The organism is Mucilaginibacter sp. NFX135 (assembly GCF_048565145.1).
Classification (GTDB): Bacteria; Bacteroidota; Bacteroidia; order Sphingobacteriales; family Sphingobacteriaceae; genus Mucilaginibacter.
The window spans coordinates 4,518,519-4,534,880 of record NZ_CP183412.1; the positions used below are offsets into that span (position 1 = coordinate 4,518,519).

General features: G+C 37.9%; 13 protein-coding genes and 1 tRNA gene. 4 read left to right on the forward strand and 10 right to left on the reverse strand.

Translation table 11 applies throughout. The features are described 5' to 3' along the window. Nucleotide 1 precedes the first annotated feature (1 nt). Genes tssR through ACNURT_RS18780 form a run of 4 tightly spaced genes read right to left on the reverse strand, consistent with a single transcriptional unit; the run spans nt 2 to nt 4,430 of the window. On the reverse strand, nt 2-2,368 hold the full coding sequence (tssR, locus tag ACNURT_RS18765; protein WP_419699025.1) for a type VI secretion system protein TssR domain-containing protein: 2,367 nt from the start codon (nt 2,366-2,368) through the stop codon (nt 2-4). 41 nt (nt 2,369-2,409) lie between these two features. Further along, complete coding sequence (locus ACNURT_RS18770) at nt 2,410-3,369, reverse strand: PKD domain-containing protein (protein WP_370996589.1); 960 nt, start codon at nt 3,367-3,369, stop codon at nt 2,410-2,412. 44 nt (nt 3,370-3,413) lie between these two features. After that, nucleotides 3,414-3,902, reverse strand: coding sequence for a type VI secretion system transmembrane protein TssO (locus ACNURT_RS18775; RefSeq protein WP_370996588.1), 489 nt, complete (start codon nt 3,900-3,902; stop codon nt 3,414-3,416). 6 nt (nt 3,903-3,908) lie between these two features. Then, nucleotides 3,909-4,430 (reverse strand): hypothetical protein, encoded by a 522-nt coding sequence (locus ACNURT_RS18780; protein WP_419699026.1) that lies wholly within the window; start codon nt 4,428-4,430, stop codon nt 3,909-3,911. Between the two features lie 260 nt (nt 4,431-4,690). On the opposite strand from ACNURT_RS18780, the gene ACNURT_RS18785 reads away from it, so the two are divergent. Both ACNURT_RS18785 and ACNURT_RS18790 read left to right on the forward strand, forming a co-directional pair. Next, nucleotides 4,691-5,065 (forward strand): GPW/gp25 family protein, encoded by a 375-nt coding sequence (locus tag ACNURT_RS18785; protein ID WP_419699027.1) that lies wholly within the window; start codon nt 4,691-4,693, stop codon nt 5,063-5,065. An 8-nt stretch (nt 5,066-5,073) separates the two neighbouring features. Continuing rightward, nucleotides 5,074-6,927, forward strand: coding sequence for a hypothetical protein (locus ACNURT_RS18790; RefSeq protein ID WP_419699028.1), 1,854 nt, complete (start codon nt 5,074-5,076; stop codon nt 6,925-6,927). 8 nt (nt 6,928-6,935) lie between these two features. Here the strand turns inward: ACNURT_RS18790 and ACNURT_RS18795 are convergent, their stop codons facing one another. Continuing rightward, nucleotides 6,936-7,871: a type VI secretion system baseplate subunit TssG gene (locus ACNURT_RS18795; protein ID WP_419699029.1), complete on the reverse strand. Its 936-nt coding sequence runs from the start codon at nt 7,869-7,871 to the stop codon at nt 6,936-6,938. 118 nt (nt 7,872-7,989) lie between these two features. On the opposite strand from ACNURT_RS18795, the gene ACNURT_RS18800 reads away from it, so the two are divergent. Together ACNURT_RS18800 and ACNURT_RS18805 are read left to right on the forward strand one after the other, a co-directional pair. Beyond that, nucleotides 7,990-8,883 (forward strand): TssN family type VI secretion system protein, encoded by an 894-nt coding sequence (locus ACNURT_RS18800; protein WP_419699030.1) that lies wholly within the window; start codon nt 7,990-7,992, stop codon nt 8,881-8,883. Nucleotides 8,884-8,920: 37 nt separating this feature from the next. Further along, nucleotides 8,921-10,060: a hypothetical protein gene (locus ACNURT_RS18805; protein WP_419699031.1), complete on the forward strand. Its 1,140-nt coding sequence runs from the start codon at nt 8,921-8,923 to the stop codon at nt 10,058-10,060. A gap of 469 nt (nt 10,061-10,529) precedes the next feature. On the opposite strand, the gene ACNURT_RS18810 is transcribed toward ACNURT_RS18805, so the two are convergent. The 5 genes from ACNURT_RS18810 to ACNURT_RS18830 form a co-directional block, all read right to left on the reverse strand. Next, nucleotides 10,530-11,219, reverse strand: a complete 690-nt coding sequence (locus ACNURT_RS18810; RefSeq protein WP_419699032.1) for a hypothetical protein — start codon at nt 11,217-11,219, stop codon at nt 10,530-10,532. A 278-nt stretch (nt 11,220-11,497) separates the two neighbouring features. After that, a tRNA-OTHER gene (locus ACNURT_RS18815) sits at nt 11,498-11,588 on the reverse strand. Next, nucleotides 11,579-12,478: a hypothetical protein gene (locus ACNURT_RS18820; RefSeq protein WP_419699033.1), complete on the reverse strand. Its 900-nt coding sequence runs from the start codon at nt 12,476-12,478 to the stop codon at nt 11,579-11,581. Before ACNURT_RS18820 ends, ACNURT_RS18815 begins: the two co-directional genes overlap by 10 nt. Nucleotides 12,479-12,491: 13 nt before the next feature. Next, nucleotides 12,492-14,489 carry a DUF262 domain-containing protein gene (locus ACNURT_RS18825; protein WP_419699034.1) on the reverse strand — a complete coding sequence of 666 codons (1,998 nt, stop codon included), beginning with the start codon at nt 14,487-14,489 and terminating at the stop codon, nt 12,492-12,494. 1 nt (nt 14,490) lies between these two features. Beyond that, nucleotides 14,491-16,311, reverse strand: coding sequence for a DUF262 domain-containing protein (locus ACNURT_RS18830; RefSeq protein WP_419699035.1), 1,821 nt, complete (start codon nt 16,309-16,311; stop codon nt 14,491-14,493). Nucleotides 16,312-16,362 lie beyond the last annotated feature (51 nt).

The window sequence follows — 16,362 nt, forward strand, 5'->3', positions numbered from 1 at the left end:
GCTATTGCAGGTTGGCCTGAGTTATATAAAAATAAGTTTTGCCATTTGATGTAAAATGCTGGTTAACCAACACCGAGCGCTTAACTTGTTCGCTGCTGTGCACTAAAAACTTAATGTATCCCTCAAACTGTGCCTGAGGCATGTCACCTTTTAAATCGGCCACTTTGGTATTCTGGAAATTATTTTTCCCCGGCAAAGGCAAGCCGGTAACTGTTTTAAAGTATGTGCTCAACGGCATATCTTTAATATCACCCTTTGAGATCTTTTGATTTAATCGTTTCTGGATGATATCAACATAATTTTTAAACAACTTTTTGCGATAATCAGAAGCATCCTGCTGCAAATTTTCGCCTATCATTAATGACAGTATATCGGTTAACTGGTTATACTCCTGTTCATTTAATATCAGCAAATATTGTAATTGGCCGGAATGCTGACTTACGATATTTGTCGGTAACTCAGCACTAATAAAATACTTAAAAGCGTTATGCGGCATGTTATTGCCCAAGTCATTCGCAACAGGGCTTACCTGTGCAATCACTCCTGGCTGCACGAAACGATTTTCCCGTCCGGTTAACCTGAAAGCACTATCCAGCGCATGCACCTGGGTATTGATGTCATAATCTGTCTCCCGCATCAAACGGTCGACCGATAAACGCATGGCCTGATTGGTTTTCACAACGCCCTTTGGTGGAAAAACCACAGCACCCTGTATCATGCTGTTTTTAGGATAATCTAAATAAAAGGAGATAGAATCAGAAAGCGATGTATTAAACTGCTGTACATTGCTCAAGCCTTCGCCTGTGATCATGCGCTGCTTTTTAAGATCGGCGAGTTTTATGGCTGATTGTGAAACAATTCGCCTGGCCTGTATCACAAAATCATTATAGATGGGATTATAATCACTAAATACCTGTATGGCCAATAAGCGGGCATCTGCAGAGGCTATCTGATCGGCTACATTGGCAATATCATCAGCATTATAGTCGGCTGATCCTGTTGTGCCTATCAGTACAATCAGATTGGTTTCGTTTGTATGCCCTTTAAATAATGCCAGGGCTGTATTTATTCCTTCAAATAACGGCTGGTTTTGCAAAGTGGTACCGCAGCCATTGGTTACGGATGCTTGTTTATCAAAATACTTTACCAGCTCCCGGTAGTCTGTAGTAAAGTTTAATTTATTAATACCTCCGGAAGGGCAATCCTTCGCATTTCTGTATACTACCCCCCCATACGTTATCTGGTTGCCTTTTATATGAGCATTAAATATATTTTCAAATGATTGGATAGTACTGGTTATTCCAGAGAAATAATTACGCATGGTGCTGCCACCATCAACAACAAAAACAACATTAATGTGATGGATATTTTTTCGTATGTTCAGGTAATCCAGGTATTTAAGATGACTACCCTTAACATTAAGAATACTATTGTTCGATTTATCATATACATCTACAGCCAGGCCGGTCCCTAATTTATCATTAGGATTTAGCACATTCCCCGTAATTACCGGTAAACTCCGAAGCACCGGCTCATCCGGTGTTATGAGGGGATCAAATTTAAAGTAAGTGCTGGTAGTTGGCGGAGCAGCAACCAATATAGCCTGATTAATAGCTGTTGTAGCTGAATCATCTACATCAGTGGTATTATTTTTAGCCGAACCAATGTATAGGCGATTACCCCAGTTATGTAACGCGTCGGCCGCTACCCAGCCGTAAACGCTCCGGGCGGCACTGTCTGCTACAAGCTGTCCTTCAGAACCAACCAGCATTTTTTTGCCATCATCCGACTTTTTGAAAACATATACAATATTATTTAATGCCAGTTTTGTTTTTTTACGTTCCAACTCAGGCGAGGTAAATACATACAATGAATCCGTTTTATCATAGTAAAAGCCGGGCATCAACAATGGATTTTTACCGCTGATAACAGCTATATATTTACTGGGATAAGTGCCCTGATTAATGAATGCCGACTGCCATAGTAAAACCTTCGACTTACTGATCCAGCCATAGCTCTGACTCGATTTTTTATTAGTGAGTTTACGGCCCTGTACCATTCCTGGTTGATATTTGATGAGTTTTATATAACCATTTCTTTCTTCGCTTACATAAAAAGGATCCATGAATTTTAATTTTTTCATGATCAGGGTACCTCCCGGAGAAGTGTAAGTATAATTCTCATCACGATCAGAGAAAACTATCCATGGTAAACTGGTCTTATCATCGCTGTTATAAATATTGGTATTCTCATTTGGCTTTTCAAATGCAGCGGGCAGCGTTATTACTTTCTTACTTATGGATACAGGCGACTGCGCATTTACCGAAAAACAGCCAAGCAGCAGTAACATTATTAAAATATTTTTCATTTTGATAGGTGCATATATTAGGTTCATTTGATAGCGGTTTATTATTTGGATCTTCTCGGAGCGGCATTCGAGGTGGACGAATGTTGTTTAACAGTAAGCATACTTGAGCAGCTTGATTTGGCTCTTAGGGTTACCTGGGCTTCATCAATATTAACCCCGCCACCAAAAGTAAGACGCATACAGTATGAGTAAAAGTCGGTTTGCTTACTATCCCCGTTGGTTTCCAGGTTAACGGTTACTTTTTCATCACCGCAGAAATATTTGTTAACGAGGTAATAGTAATTAGTATTAAAATCGGCCCCATTGGCAATGGCTTGCAAATGCGCTCTGATGTCGTCGATTACTCTTCGCTCCCCTTCACCAGGCGTTACAATAGCGTTAACTGTCGAATCAGGATTTGATATCAGCATACGGTGATAAACGGGGTGTTTGCTTTTATCGGTACTTAATTTTATAAAATAAGTACCGGGATTATGGTAGGTATATAATGCGGTGGCTCCTTTAACATCAACTCTGCCGGTTTCACCAAATGACCATTCGTATATCCGGGCATTACCTTGAGCCTCAAGCCTGATTTGTTCATTAACAATTCCCTGGGTAGGCCCGTTGATCGTCATTAGGGTATCAACAGACTGAACAATGGTATCTTTAACATTTACCGGAAACTGCTGCTTCAGGGTACCGTCAACAGTAATTCGTACAATGTAATCTCCGGCGTGTTTAAATTTATAACTCCCGTTTTGCAGGTTTGATTTATCGCCATTACCAAACTCCCATACCCAGCTTTTAGCATTAGTTGTATTGTCTGAGTATACGAGGTTTTCGTTTAAAAATATCTCATCTTTTAGCAGCCGGGCATTAACAGTTCTTTTATCAAATAATGAGCTTTTAAATAAAAAAATCAATGCGGCAATAATGAGTATACCAACAATGATATATAAAAAGGCATAGGTTTGCCTGTTGGTATCCACGGGGCGGCCGCTGTTGTAATCGTCTTTCATTGGTTTAAAGGTTTTTGTTTTTATAGTGATATGATGTTTTGCATTTATTTGCTGGAACCAAGGCTTTGCTGCAACTGCCGTGTTGATAGCTTACAATCATCAAGCAGCTTACCCAGGCGATTTATATCGCTGTAATTGCCGCTGAGTTCGCGTTTATCATAAAACAGGTTCTCAAACAGTTTTGAAGCATGAATAAAACATTTATACCGGCTATCATACGGGCGTCGGTTATAATATGAATGTATAGCACCGATGGAATTTTTGATATCGTTCTCCAAAAAAAGCGCTTGAACATTCGGGTTAAATTTCACAATATGGGTATAAGTGGTATCAATTGCAGGTATAACTTGTGTAACCAGCGTTTCAAACTCTTCCTCTTCAGCTATTCGTTTGGCAAACTCATCTTTCGATATGGTTGCACCATTATCATAATTATAAAATATGGCAGTACACAGTAGAGATGATGTTATCAGAAACATCCCTAAAAACAAAAGAAATTTTTCTCTTCGTTCCTTTAAATTGAACTTTAACATGACATATTAATAATGTGAAAACCGGCCACTAAGCTTACTTACAGCCGATTTGTTTATTTTATTACATGACTCCAACTGTGAGCGAAGGCTCTCAATCTGGAAACGGGTGGTAAATAATGAATCTTTAACATTGGCAATAGTGGCAATATGATTGCTTAATTTTTTGTACAGGTCGAAACTTTTGAGCGGATAAGGGTTACTCTGGAGCTTATCAAGAATATGCTGATTACTCTCCTGAATATCATTAAGCAGGATAGTTTGATTATTTAGTTCCTCCGAATTCATTTTTGAATACTGCGACAGCTGTTGCATTCGCATAAGAATAACCTCGAAATTATTGTTGATGTCATTACGAATAGCTACTAATTGATCAGTTTGCTTCACTTTGGCATTCAGCAGTACCATCTCATGGCTTGAGGTGAAGAAAAAGAAATAAACCGTTACAACGGCAAACATTAATAACCCTGCCAGATACATTATAAAAACCCTATAGGATCGGTTTAGGTCAATTATATTTATGGGCTTCATTAAATATATGTAATATTATTGTTAAGAGGTTATAGATAACTTAAAATTAAAATGATTAATTACCAATATAAATCACTCAGAATAAAGGGTGTAATAAATATTTTATTAACCGTTAAAACATTTCTACAACTATTTTTCAAAAGAAATGTTTATGAAAAAGTAATTTTTTTTATCATCATTGTGAAAATCAAATATTTAATATGGCAAACCCTCTATATTTCAAGCCGTTAAAATTCCAAAACATTACTTTAGGGCGAGATATGCAAACACAGGATCTTGGAGGGTCTATTTCACAATATATAGAGTTGATCATTTTTACCAGGTATGGCGAACATCGTTATAATCCCGAGTTTGGATGTGAGATATGGGATATGGATTTTGAACTTATACAAAGTGAAACTATTTGGGAAGAAAAACTACGGCAATCACTACTCCGTTCAATTAAAAAGTTTGAAAAAAGGATCTATGATATTGATATCGATGTACATATCAGTGAGATCAATAAATTTTACCCCTTAAGAAATGTAAGTGAAATAAAGAAACGTGTGGAGATCATTATAAAGGGAAAGCTTAATAAAACCGGTGAGTATTATACCTTTTCCACGTCATTATTTTTGAGTCCATTATCTGCATAAACCTAAACATGAGCAAATTATTTTTCACATCGAAAGAAGAAATAAAAGGGCGAATGCTCCGGAACGCCATGGATTTCTGGAACACCACGAATGTTAATGATATTGATCCGCTGGTTAAATTATTGATCGAAGCGCTCAGTTCAGAATTATTTAATCTTTCCAATGATGTTAAAAATTTGGAGAACAGAGTACTAAATAAAATATCAAGAATACTCGCTTCAGATTATCTTACAGCCCCGCTTCCGGCCCATGCTCTGCTAAAGGGTATGCCGGTTGAAACTAAGGAAACCTTGAGCAGCAAAAACCATTTTATTTATAAAAAACCTGTTTCACCAGACGCAGGCAAAACAGCACCGGGGCCTTTAGATATTTTTTTTACCCCTATTGGCGAAAACAAAGTTTTTAAAGCGGAGATCAAATACACATTTAATGGCAGACAACTTTGGGAACATACTCCGGATATGCAAAGAAGTTTAGTTGTAAGTTCATTACCGCAATCCTTTATTGAAAATAATACATTATGGGTGGGTATTGAACCTGATGCTAAGCTCGATACACTTAAAGGAGCTGGGATCTATTTTGAATGGCCAGGTTATACTGCCAATGATGATTTTTACAACCTGTTGTCTGTTACCAGACTCTACACCGATCAGCAGGAACTGCATACAACGAAGGGGTTAATATATGAAGGGGAAGAAACGGAAGAAAACAAACCGGTATTTTATGATCAAAACGTTATGAACTTAATTACCAGGGATGTAAAATCCTACTATCAAAGTCGTTTTATATCCCTTGCAGATGATAGCTTAAATGATCTTGACCTGCTTAAGAAAAGCTATCCCTTATCCTTTGAAACATGGTTTGAATCTACCGACCTAAAACGACTTAAGCCTTGTGTATGGATAAAAATTGTTTTTCCGGCTATGATTGGGCGAGATGTGATCAACGAATTACAGCTTCATCTAAATTGTTTTCCGGTTATGAGCCGTAAACTGCATGAACAGAAATTCAGGGTAAAGGAAATGAATAATATTATTCCTATCAAGCCTTCGGCTTATGATCATTTTTTATCAGTTCAAAACTTACATGACGATCTGGATACTCATTATAATGAGATTCCATATAGCGCGCCGGATCAAAATTTTGAAGGAAGTTACTCTGTCAGAAACGGTGGGGCCGAACGTTTTGACTCCCGGAATGCACAGCAGATCATCGAGTATCTTTTTGAGTTACTCAGAGACGAAAAAGCTGCTTTTGCTGCTTATGGAAACGATTTTTTAAACTCGACATTAAAAACACTCGAGCAAAACATTTCGCTCATTGAAAAAAAATCAAATCAAGCAAAAGACAATCATGAACTGATCAATTATCTTGTTCTGAAGCCAAGCAATAAAGCCAGTATGTTATATCTTCAGTTTTGGACTACCCTGGCAGATACCGCTAATAATATCAGAAAGGGTTCCCGATTACAGCAGTTCGAAACTACAAAGCTAAAAGCGGATAGTTTGCGCCTGATGACCACCTCTATCGGGGGCAGAAATAGTCTCGGTGCCGCCGAACGCATACAGGCCTATAAATATGGACTTACTACCAAAGACCGGATTGTCACTCAAGCCGATCTGACCAATTTTTGCCAATATGAACTGGGCAGCAAATTAAAAAGTGTCCGCGTTGCTAAAGGCGTAAGTATTTCTCCAAATCCAAAAGAAGGCTTTAAAAAAACTACGGATATTTATTTAAAGCCACAAGAGGGAAGTAAGCTATCAACAAACGAATGGGATACCTTACTTAGTCTGCTTCAGTCAAAACTGGAATCACGGAGCATTATTAATTATAATTACCGGCTTTTTATTGAAAATTAGGAACATTCCTAATTGCCTAAATAAGTGGTGTACCCAAGCCTGGCATTATCCTGATCTACCCCGATTATTATTTTTTTTGAAGCGGGCATAGCCAACAAATTAATCTTCACCCCGGTTTGCATCGGTATAAAGTATGATAATAACACATCCATACAAATGGCAGATCGCTCGCCGGGTAAAAAGTCTATCATTTTTGAAGCACTCAATGGCCCAACGGTAACATGTAACTCCTCTTCGGGCTCAATCAATTGTCCCGCTATAAAGTCTATTCCCAGGGCCGCTTTACCCAACGAAGTCTGCATATTTGCCAGGTCTTTTCCCCCACGACTGGTGGAGAACTTATAATTGAGCGACATGGGTGTTTTAAACAACATGGTTAATATTTTGCCTATAAAAACAAGATTATTCCGTTGCTCATGTATAACAGGCAAAACATGTATTAATATAAGCATTTGTTTGTTTGTAAAACAGCCAAATTCTTTCCACTCCTTTAAAAATATGTTGATCAGATCGTCATATTCATTTTTCTTGTCAAGACGGTTCTCATAAAGCTCAAGGATCATTTTCAGGTGATTTACCTCTGCTTCAAATGGTGTAAAAAAGCGCCGGGTCTGCTTCTCTTCATCCCTCCTGTCAACAATATCCTTAATCATTTCCTCTTCGGTGATCATTAAACTCGAAGCAGGTGGTTTATGAAATAATCCCTCAGGCAACATGTCATACAATCCATCACGGTTAACCTGAACCTGAAGCATCCGTTTATTCGTAATATCGGTTTGGCTTACAATAACCCCAGCAATTTCTTTTGTAAATGCACGCCGCTGCGGGCCTATCGGTAATATCACAATATCATCGGCGCCAACCAATTCATTCTCAACAATTTCCGCAGCAATAACTGTGGCTTTAAAATCTGTATCGATAAGATTAGGGTTTTTGATCTTCATTTTTCAATATTTTTGCAAATAATATTTAAAACAATAACCACAATTATTGGTAATTGATTAGACTTATATCAAATTTATTTTTTTAAGCCCGTTACAGACCTGAACATACAATTATATCATGGACGTTAAATCATTTTTTATACGTTATCTTATCTTCCCTCTCATTTTTGTGATTGCTGCGGCAATCATGACTATAATTAACAAAAAGAATAAGCTCCTGAGCAATAAACGCCTTATTGTTATTATTCTGTTAACCGCTGTTATTTTAGGCATTCCAGGCTTACTGGGATTTCTTGACCTGCAGTTTATGCCCTGGGGTTACTTGTTTTGCCAGCTTATTTACTTAGCCCTGGGCTCTGTTTATGTATGGCTGGCAGGTAAATATCACGAAAATGAACTATTGAACAAAAAAGGATTCTTTATTTTCTGCACACTGATTTCCTGTCTGCTGGGTATATATCTTTTTAAACTGGGCTTTGATTGGCTAAACAATCTGCAATATGGCTTATGGGCGGCCACCAGCATATTCATATTTTTGCTTCCACCCATTTTCTGGTGGGCATATATTGCGTTTATGAGTATCCCACTGGAAATTTACAAGATATGGCAGTATCCCCGTACACCTGAGGATATCAGCATGGAACACCTCAATTTTGACAAACTGATGGTGCTGGAGCTTGATCTGTACAAAAATACCGACGACCCTGAACCCTTAAAGGTTAAGGCCAAAGCACCGCCAAATATGAACTTTGGGCAATGGTTCCAGAAATTTATTGATGATTACAATTTAAAATTCCCTACTGCGCCTGTGGCCTACAAAAGCAATAAAACCGACAGCTACAAGTGGATATTTTATGTTAAACCATCTTTTTGGAAACAACGGCGATTTATTGATCCCGACCTGAACATTGTGGAGAATAAGATTACTGAAGCAAACACAATATATGCCAAACGTGTTTCTGAAATTGTGAGCGAGCCCGAACGCACAGGCGATCAGGCTGTTTACCTGTAATATTATTATAATAACATCTACATACTAAAAACATGATATGCTTAGTCCGTTAAAAAACAAGCCCGTAAATTGGATAGATGGAATGAAAATTTCCAGCGATCATTTTATCAGTACAGATAATTTCATACACGATATAGTGAGGGACTCTAATTCCTTGCAGCTTAATAACTATAATTTTGGTTTATTACCCCCTGTTGCCAACGAATCCGTAGCACTGGACATACAGATCACGGAAAGGGCTTCTAATCAGATACAGATCAAAATAAACCATTGCAGCGCTGTAACCGCAGAAGGTCACCGCATTGATATATCCCGAACAGGTCCTGGGTTATTGTTTAGCCATTATTTTGGCCAGGATAATGCAACAGAAAGTTCAGAAACCTACTACGTATTGCTAACTGTTAACCCGTTTGAGCGTGTGGCAAGCGGCAATCCTGATCCGGAGGAAATACCTTTAAGATATCCCGAGGTTGATAAACAGTACAATATTACCGTCATACCAGCCTCGCAGATAAACACCCCAAGCTCACATTTTCTGGAGGTTGGTAAATTCATTAAAAACGGTAATAACCTGCAAACAGATATCAGTTTCATACCTCCGTGCACATCGGTACTGAGCCATCCGCAACTGGTTAAATATTATGAAAGCTTCAGTAATCAACTGAATAATCTGCAACTGTTATCGTTCCGTATCCTGGATAAAATAACTTCAAAGGAATCTATTTCAACCATTGGCAAAAACGTAAAAATATTATGCGAAAAGATGTTGGAGTATATTGCCCGTATCTATTTCTCCTACCGTAATATGATGCATCAGCAGCCACCAATATATATGGTGTCCTGCTTTTCAGAAATGGCGCATATATTTTTCAGTACTGTGAAAAGTATACCCGGCGCCGAACGCGAAGAATTACTCAAATATTTTTACGAATGGAAGGATGTTACCCCTGGCAACTTTGAAGAGCTGCTTGCCCGCCTCATAGAGATTGTTTACAATCATCATGACATCAATTCATCTATGATAACTGTTGATGAGTTCCTCCGCGTAATAGTGGCTCTGTGGAATAAATTAAGCTCGCTGGAATATATTGGCCAACGTAAGGAGAACATTGTGGTAGCTGAGCAACAAGTGATACAAACAGTGCAATCCAAGCGTACGTGGACATTGCTTGATTAGCTCACCAGAAACGGCCGTAGAAATTTTAAAAACAGGGCCAATTATCCAAGAATATGGACAAAAGAAATTAACATAACTTATTAATAATTAGTATATTGTTTACCAAAGCCCATCAAGGATTATCGCTATTTTGCACCGCTACTTACCGATACAGAAAGTACTTAGTCTATGATTATCAGCGCGTTACAAGTTTTGAGTTACAAATGGGTAACAAAAAAGAATATAAGTATTATTTCGTTGATAATCAAGATGTTAATAACTTTTTTCATCCGCTTTCTGACAGAAAGTGGAGTGACATTGAAAATCAAGCAGTTAGTGATTTTTAAGTTACAAATGAGTAACATGATTTAGTTATTTCAAGTTTTGTCAATCCTACGTTTACTGAATAAATCCCGATGTATTCCCTTTTACTTGCATTTTATCATTTGTCAATATACTGGTGTTTCCTTGCCAGCAAGACTTCTAAACCCTAATCATCATATTTAATACCAAACTTATTTCTAAAATGTTCAGGATAGAGCCTTGATTTCGAGTCGGCATCGGAATATTCATTAATCCATTGCTGAGAACGATTTAAAAGGTTTATTATCATGCTCACAGCACCAAATTTGAACTTAAAGAGCAAAGTCTGTTCGTTAACTTCACAATATTTTAGCTCTAATTTGTTTAGTTTTAAAATATGCTTATCGAGGTATCGGGGCACACTAATGAATTCCTTTACTTCTTTGCTTGTAGTTAGAAATGGCCAATCCGTATTTGCACTATTTGTCATGTACCCCTTCAACTCCTTAAAATCGTACTTTTCATAAATTTCTTTTCTGGATGTATAAATACTTTCCAGAGCCATTTTTAAAAGCAAACGTGACATCGCAACCTCATTTTGATCGAATGATTTGACTAACAATATCCCCATGCCCGTATTCCGGTCAAATTCGGTAAAGTTTTCTTCACTTAGGCCCTTGATAGTGATCTTTTGTTTCTCAAACATAGTATCACCCTCAATCTCTAACTCTCCTATTTTTCCTTTGGCATTTCGCCCCTTCTTCGATACTACACCATGCCTGGCTCGTTCCATCACGAATATGGTATTGCTTAATGCTTTTCCCTCAAAAGATGAAAATCTGTTATTACATTCATCGCATACGGCACCTCGTTTCATTACGTATCTTTTGTTTCCGAGGGATTCAGAGACAATGTGTTCAATTGAAGTGGCTTCGTTTTCTGTATCGTGAAAAATACATTTCATAAATTAAGTGAAAATTTTGTATCACGCAGTTAATTGGGCGGATTATGCTGGTGCAGAAGCAAATGGGAAAATCACCCAATGAAGTTGCTAAGTAGTTATAAATCAATAACTAAAAATTAGACCTGCCTTTAGATCAATTTTAATTGTATTGGGTGTGGAAAACTTGGCAATTTGACAAGTAATTCCTCATGTGGACATAGCTGGACTCGAACCAGCGCCTCCCTCCTTGGTACTAGGGTTACCAACACCAAGGGAGGGTTCTACCATCTGAATTATATGTCCTTTTTGAAATACTTTTTAATCTCATCTTGTTCAGGAATGAGATTTAGTTTTAATTTACAAATATGTAAAAATTTCGGAGCAAAACTTTCATATAGTAGATCATCTGGAAAATTATAAAACTCCTTATAACATTTATGGCAATACTTAAGCAACTTAACCCTGTCTTGTTTCCCCATGACCTCACTGTCAATCAATTCAGCGAAAAGACGGTAAAAATTAAAGACATCAATTAACTCAGGAAGACCGAACCGGGTAAGATCTTTATTAGTGAAATCCGTGTTGCGAACCGCATGACACTTGGTTTGACCCTTTACATAACTTTGCCACTCATTATTAAGCGCTGCACCACTCAACTGGTTAGCAGCCAATTTTTCGTCTGGCGTTCCCTTTATCAAACGTTCAAGTAATCCTTGGTATCTTCTCTTTTTGTCCCTGTGCATTGTGGCATTTCTCCTGAGTTTATAGTAGCTAAACGTACTCGTAAACAAAGTTCCAAATTGGACTTCCGGATTAATTCCAAAGTTTTCTAACACTTTCTCATAAATATGATTATCCGGAGGCTCCGGCAACATATCATCAAAATTGGCCTTTACATAATTCTGTAGACCGATCAGATAAACTTCAAAACGTGTATTTATAAAAACGAAAAAAGTATCCAAAATATAATCCAACGTTACATCTGCGCTTTCAGCCAATTTATTTAACGTCACATCGAACTGCGGTGCCATTTCATTTTCCTTATAGGCGGCTATAGTTCTCAGATTAGGCTTAGAGCCAATCAGTGTTTGGTTGTCGATTTTGAATTGCTTAAATACGAACAACGTATGAGATAAATGATTATTTAACTCAGATACACTCTTGTGAAAATCTACTAGACTTTGTGACCTCATGATGATTCTTTTACTATTTCTTTTTCAGAAAATCCTTTAAAGTGATATAACCATTTTCCACTGCTTTCTGGCCCTGTAGCAAGTTAATATTTTCTGGCAAATCGTCGCCAAAGCAAATCATCTTATCCTTACAATAATCCAATACCCTCTTATCTGAAATGAAATACCTGCTCCAATGCAGATCGGCGTTTTCTGCAAGGTATTGATCAATAATCTGACTAAGGACTTCGCCGTTGGACAATAAGCCATTTTTACTTTGTTTATCTAAATAATCTGAAAGTAACTCCTTTAAAATATCATCCCGCTCATCTGTATTTAAAATATTTTTCCAATTCGTGTTGTTGGACCCAAACGTCCATCGATCGGATTGTAAAGAAGTAGAATAGCCATCTTTAATACTGTAATCCCCTTTTGATAGTAAAGCCCGTCGCAGCTGATCCGTAGGTTTTTGAAAAAGAAGCTTAAAAGCATTAAAGTAATCGGAGAACTGTTTTTTATTAAAATTTTCATTCTTGAACGGCTTATAATCCATGCAATACCACATCAATCTGATTCTCCCGTCACACAAAGCGAAGTCTTCAGCCTCCCAAAACACTGCTTCGAGCTCTTCACGCGTAATTCCCGCTACATTGATGCTGTATAAAAAGAGTTTTTGAAGTTCTTCTCCTGTTATAATATTTTCATATAGCCCGTCTACTTTAAATTGCGTCAGGTCGGTAATATCCGTACAGCCTTTCTCTAAAAAATCATGGGTCAACTGAATAACTTGACCGATATGAGGGTAAGGATTTTTAGAAATATTGTCAAAACGGATAATATTAAAAAAGAACCGAGCATACCTGATCAGTTCTAAGTGGGTAGCATTCGGGTATCGCTCAGCATACATCAGTAAAGGTAGCAGCCGTACATAAACTAAAACGCCAGGTTCTTCACTTAAAAAACCGGAATTGAAATAACGTCCAAGATTTAGAGCCAACAGTTTTTGAACTGCGTGGTAATAACTCGAAATATTTTCCAGGCTGATACCTTCAGTCGTAAACTTTTTACTATCACGAATCTCCCTGATGGTATCTGTCAGATCGATGGTTTTGGCATAATGGACACTTCTTACTTTATTGATGATCTTGATCCATTTCAAAAATTCGTCAAATCCGCGGTCAGCGTTTGGGGACTTGCCGCGATGTAGCCAAAAGGTATTCTGCCAATCCTCCCATTTGGCGCCCCATTGGTGTTTTTCTGCCTCAGCCTTATGCTCTAATAGTTCAGCCTTTATATTTTCGTTGGTTTGAACGGATTCCCCACGGCTATTCATATAAAGATAGAGATCCTCTCCTTGCGCACTTTGATTAGTGTCGAAATACCAAAACTCCACATAGTCTTCAACATACTCCGCGGACAACTGATGATTGGAAAGCAGAAGTACAATGGCCTGATAATTATCGATTAGCGAATTAATCGTAGTATCGTTTTTATAGCTGCTGTAGAACCAGTATTGCTCTCTTACTTTGTCAGGTTCGCCGTTGTCTAGCAGGTAATCAATAAAATCCAATAGAAAAACGTGGGCATTTTCCCTTACTTTATAGTCAACTTTAGGACGGTCATTCGGGTAGTAGATCCTTTTAAATGCCCCGATCCGGTTCTCTTTGATATACAGATGCAGTAGTATCAGAAAAACGGAAGTCAAACGCTGCTGTCCATCGATCAGCATATACTTTGCAAACTGCTCGGTATCAAAGTAAGCGTAAATAAACCCAATGTTGGAGAAGGTTTTCTTTTTAGCCATCATCCTGGCAAATTCTTCCCGCAAAGCAGCCGGTATCTGTTTAAGTTGATCTTCGCTAACTGATGCATCGGTTTCTGTCTTGGCAGAAAAATCTGCGATGATAGACAGCAACAGTTTATTAATATTTTCTTTTTTCCAAACATAATCCCTTTGGATTTCTGGAATAAGTACCTGCTCTAATTGCGGAAAAGAAAAAAATTCTTTGATTGTAAAACGTCCGTGATTCATTTTAGATAAGGATGGTCTTTTTTAGATTTTCGATTTTTGACAATATCCAGGTTTGATGAGCGGCAATGTCCATATCAGACCATACGGCCATATCTTTTGACATCTTATCGCTGATTAGCTTGGAGAACACATCATAAGTATGCTTAGGAACAAAACTACCTTTGCTAACCCGGCTTACGATATTATGCCTTTTTTTAAAGAACATCCCATTACTGTTGGAACTGTTGTCACCCCTGGTCAATAAAGCCATATTCCCGATACGGTTTAGCTTATCCGTTCTAATAAATTGGTACAGTAAAAGTTTTTCTTCGGCCGACAGGCTACAGGAGGTCTTATTTAATTTTTTATTAAGGGAATTATAATAGTTTAAATTAAACTTCCCGAACTTGACGATAAGCTTGTCCTTTTGCCCCAGGGGAATTATCATTAAAGACTGAATGAGGTCGATATCTTCTTTTTGCAAGTCATCCGGAAGATCTTCAGGAGTTTGAGGAAAAATATGCTCCAGCGACCAAAAACCATCGGAAAAAGCCGTAAAACTAAAACGGTCTTTACTAAAGAACACGCTTAATGCCAGCAGCAAGGCATGTATCTCTTTATCGTGTTCATCATAATCCAATTCGTTAATGTCTCCCGGTAGCAATTCCCAGGCTAAAGATTTCAAATGTTTTTCCACGGCCGCTAACGGTTGTTCAAGGAACAGGATAAAATCTTTAAGGCGGAACCGGCTTCCCTTGGAAAAAAATAAAAAACCTAGCGAATTATAGATCGGATCATGATTAAACCAGTTGTTGAGGATGCTTTGTGTTTTCTTAAGGTCTTTAAAAAAATAAACAGCAGAAAATTTATCTGCTTTGATCAGGGATTGAAAATAGTTAAAAAGCCCATATTTGGTTTTGATCTGGTCATCTGGCTTATAACCATACTTCCCGCCAAAGAACAACAACAGCTGATACACCGGATCAGTGCCTTTTTCAAAAAACAATATTTTGGTATCCGTTTGATTTGCCCAGGCCGCTATCTCATCCCACTGCCTTCCTAACAAAGCTCTGACTTCAACGACTTCTTTGTAGGATGGCTCTCGCTCACCAATCTTTTCACGGGCAGCTTTGGTAAGGAACAATCCTTTAATCAGTTCTACGTTTGTTAATTCGACCTTATTGGTATTTAAATTGCTGAAAATCTTTTCACAGCTAATATTGCCCGTCACATTGTTTAGTATGATCATCACCCGATCTCTAACGAAGCTGGCAAACTCAAATAACCGCACATCACCTCCCTCAAATTCACCGGCAAATTCGATCATCCTTTTCAGCGCATGAAAGAGGTAATAAATGTCCTGCTCATTATTTTCCGGGTATTCCGAAATAAAGTCTTGCCAAGTATAATCGAATAATTTTTCAATATTATCGTAAATGAAACAATCAAAAAATGAAGTAACTTTTTCCCTGACCTGGTAAAGTAATTTGTGTTTAACAAAATTGACTTCATCTTTACCGGTTAGATTAGCAAGAACGGTAAAGAGTAATGTTAGTGTTGTTAACCGCTGCTGGCCATCAATCACTTCCAGCACTTTTACCCCGCTATACGTATTTTCTTGCGTTGTGATATATTGCAGATAATACTCTTTACTATTGGCATCGAATGCCTCTTTTAGGTCTTTCAACAACACACTGACGGGTTCATTCACTTCGGCACCCCATTTATATCCACGTTGATAAGGGGCTATAAAAAACTTGGCAGCCTGATGCCTGGCCAACGCACCATCATCATTCCGATCGTCAAATATCCGACCGATTGGAAATACTAATTCACTATTCATTTGACAGGTTTAAGGTCTGTTTAGTTAAGGTAAAATTAAAACTCGGCAATC

What these genes read in the sequence shown, in the direction of transcription:
- ACNURT_RS18810 (WP_419699032.1), bottom strand. Translation starts at nt 11,219, where the DNA reads ATGAAACGAGGTGCCGTATGCGATGAATGTAATAACAGATTTTCATCT.
- ACNURT_RS18790 (WP_419699028.1), top strand. Translation starts at nt 5,074, where the DNA reads ATGAGCAAATTATTTTTCACATCGAAAGAAGAAATAAAAGGGCGAATG.
- ACNURT_RS18780 (WP_419699026.1), bottom strand. Translation starts at nt 4,430, where the DNA reads ATGAAGCCCATAAATATAATTGACCTAAACCGATCCTATAGGGTTTTT.
- ACNURT_RS18775 (WP_370996588.1), bottom strand. Translation starts at nt 3,902, where the DNA reads ATGTTAAAGTTCAATTTAAAGGAACGAAGAGAAAAATTTCTTTTGTTT.
- ACNURT_RS18795 (WP_419699029.1), bottom strand. Translation starts at nt 7,871, where the DNA reads ATGAAGATCAAAAACCCTAATCTTATCGATACAGATTTTAAAGCCACA.
- ACNURT_RS18805 (WP_419699031.1), top strand. Translation starts at nt 8,921, where the DNA reads ATGCTTAGTCCGTTAAAAAACAAGCCCGTAAATTGGATAGATGGAATG.
- ACNURT_RS18825 (WP_419699034.1), bottom strand. Translation starts at nt 14,489, where the DNA reads ATGAATCACGGACGTTTTACAATCAAAGAATTTTTTTCTTTTCCGCAA.
- ACNURT_RS18770 (WP_370996589.1), bottom strand. Translation starts at nt 3,369, where the DNA reads ATGAAAGACGATTACAACAGCGGCCGCCCCGTGGATACCAACAGGCAA.
- ACNURT_RS18800 (WP_419699030.1), top strand. Translation starts at nt 7,990, where the DNA reads ATGGACGTTAAATCATTTTTTATACGTTATCTTATCTTCCCTCTCATT.
- tssR (WP_419699025.1), bottom strand. Translation starts at nt 2,368, where the DNA reads ATGAAAAATATTTTAATAATGTTACTGCTGCTTGGCTGTTTTTCGGTA.
- ACNURT_RS18820 (WP_419699033.1), bottom strand. Translation starts at nt 12,478, where the DNA reads ATGAGGTCACAAAGTCTAGTAGATTTTCACAAGAGTGTATCTGAGTTA.
- ACNURT_RS18785 (WP_419699027.1), top strand. Translation starts at nt 4,691, where the DNA reads ATGCAAACACAGGATCTTGGAGGGTCTATTTCACAATATATAGAGTTG.
- ACNURT_RS18830 (WP_419699035.1), bottom strand. Translation starts at nt 16,311, where the DNA reads ATGAATAGTGAATTAGTATTTCCAATCGGTCGGATATTTGACGATCGG.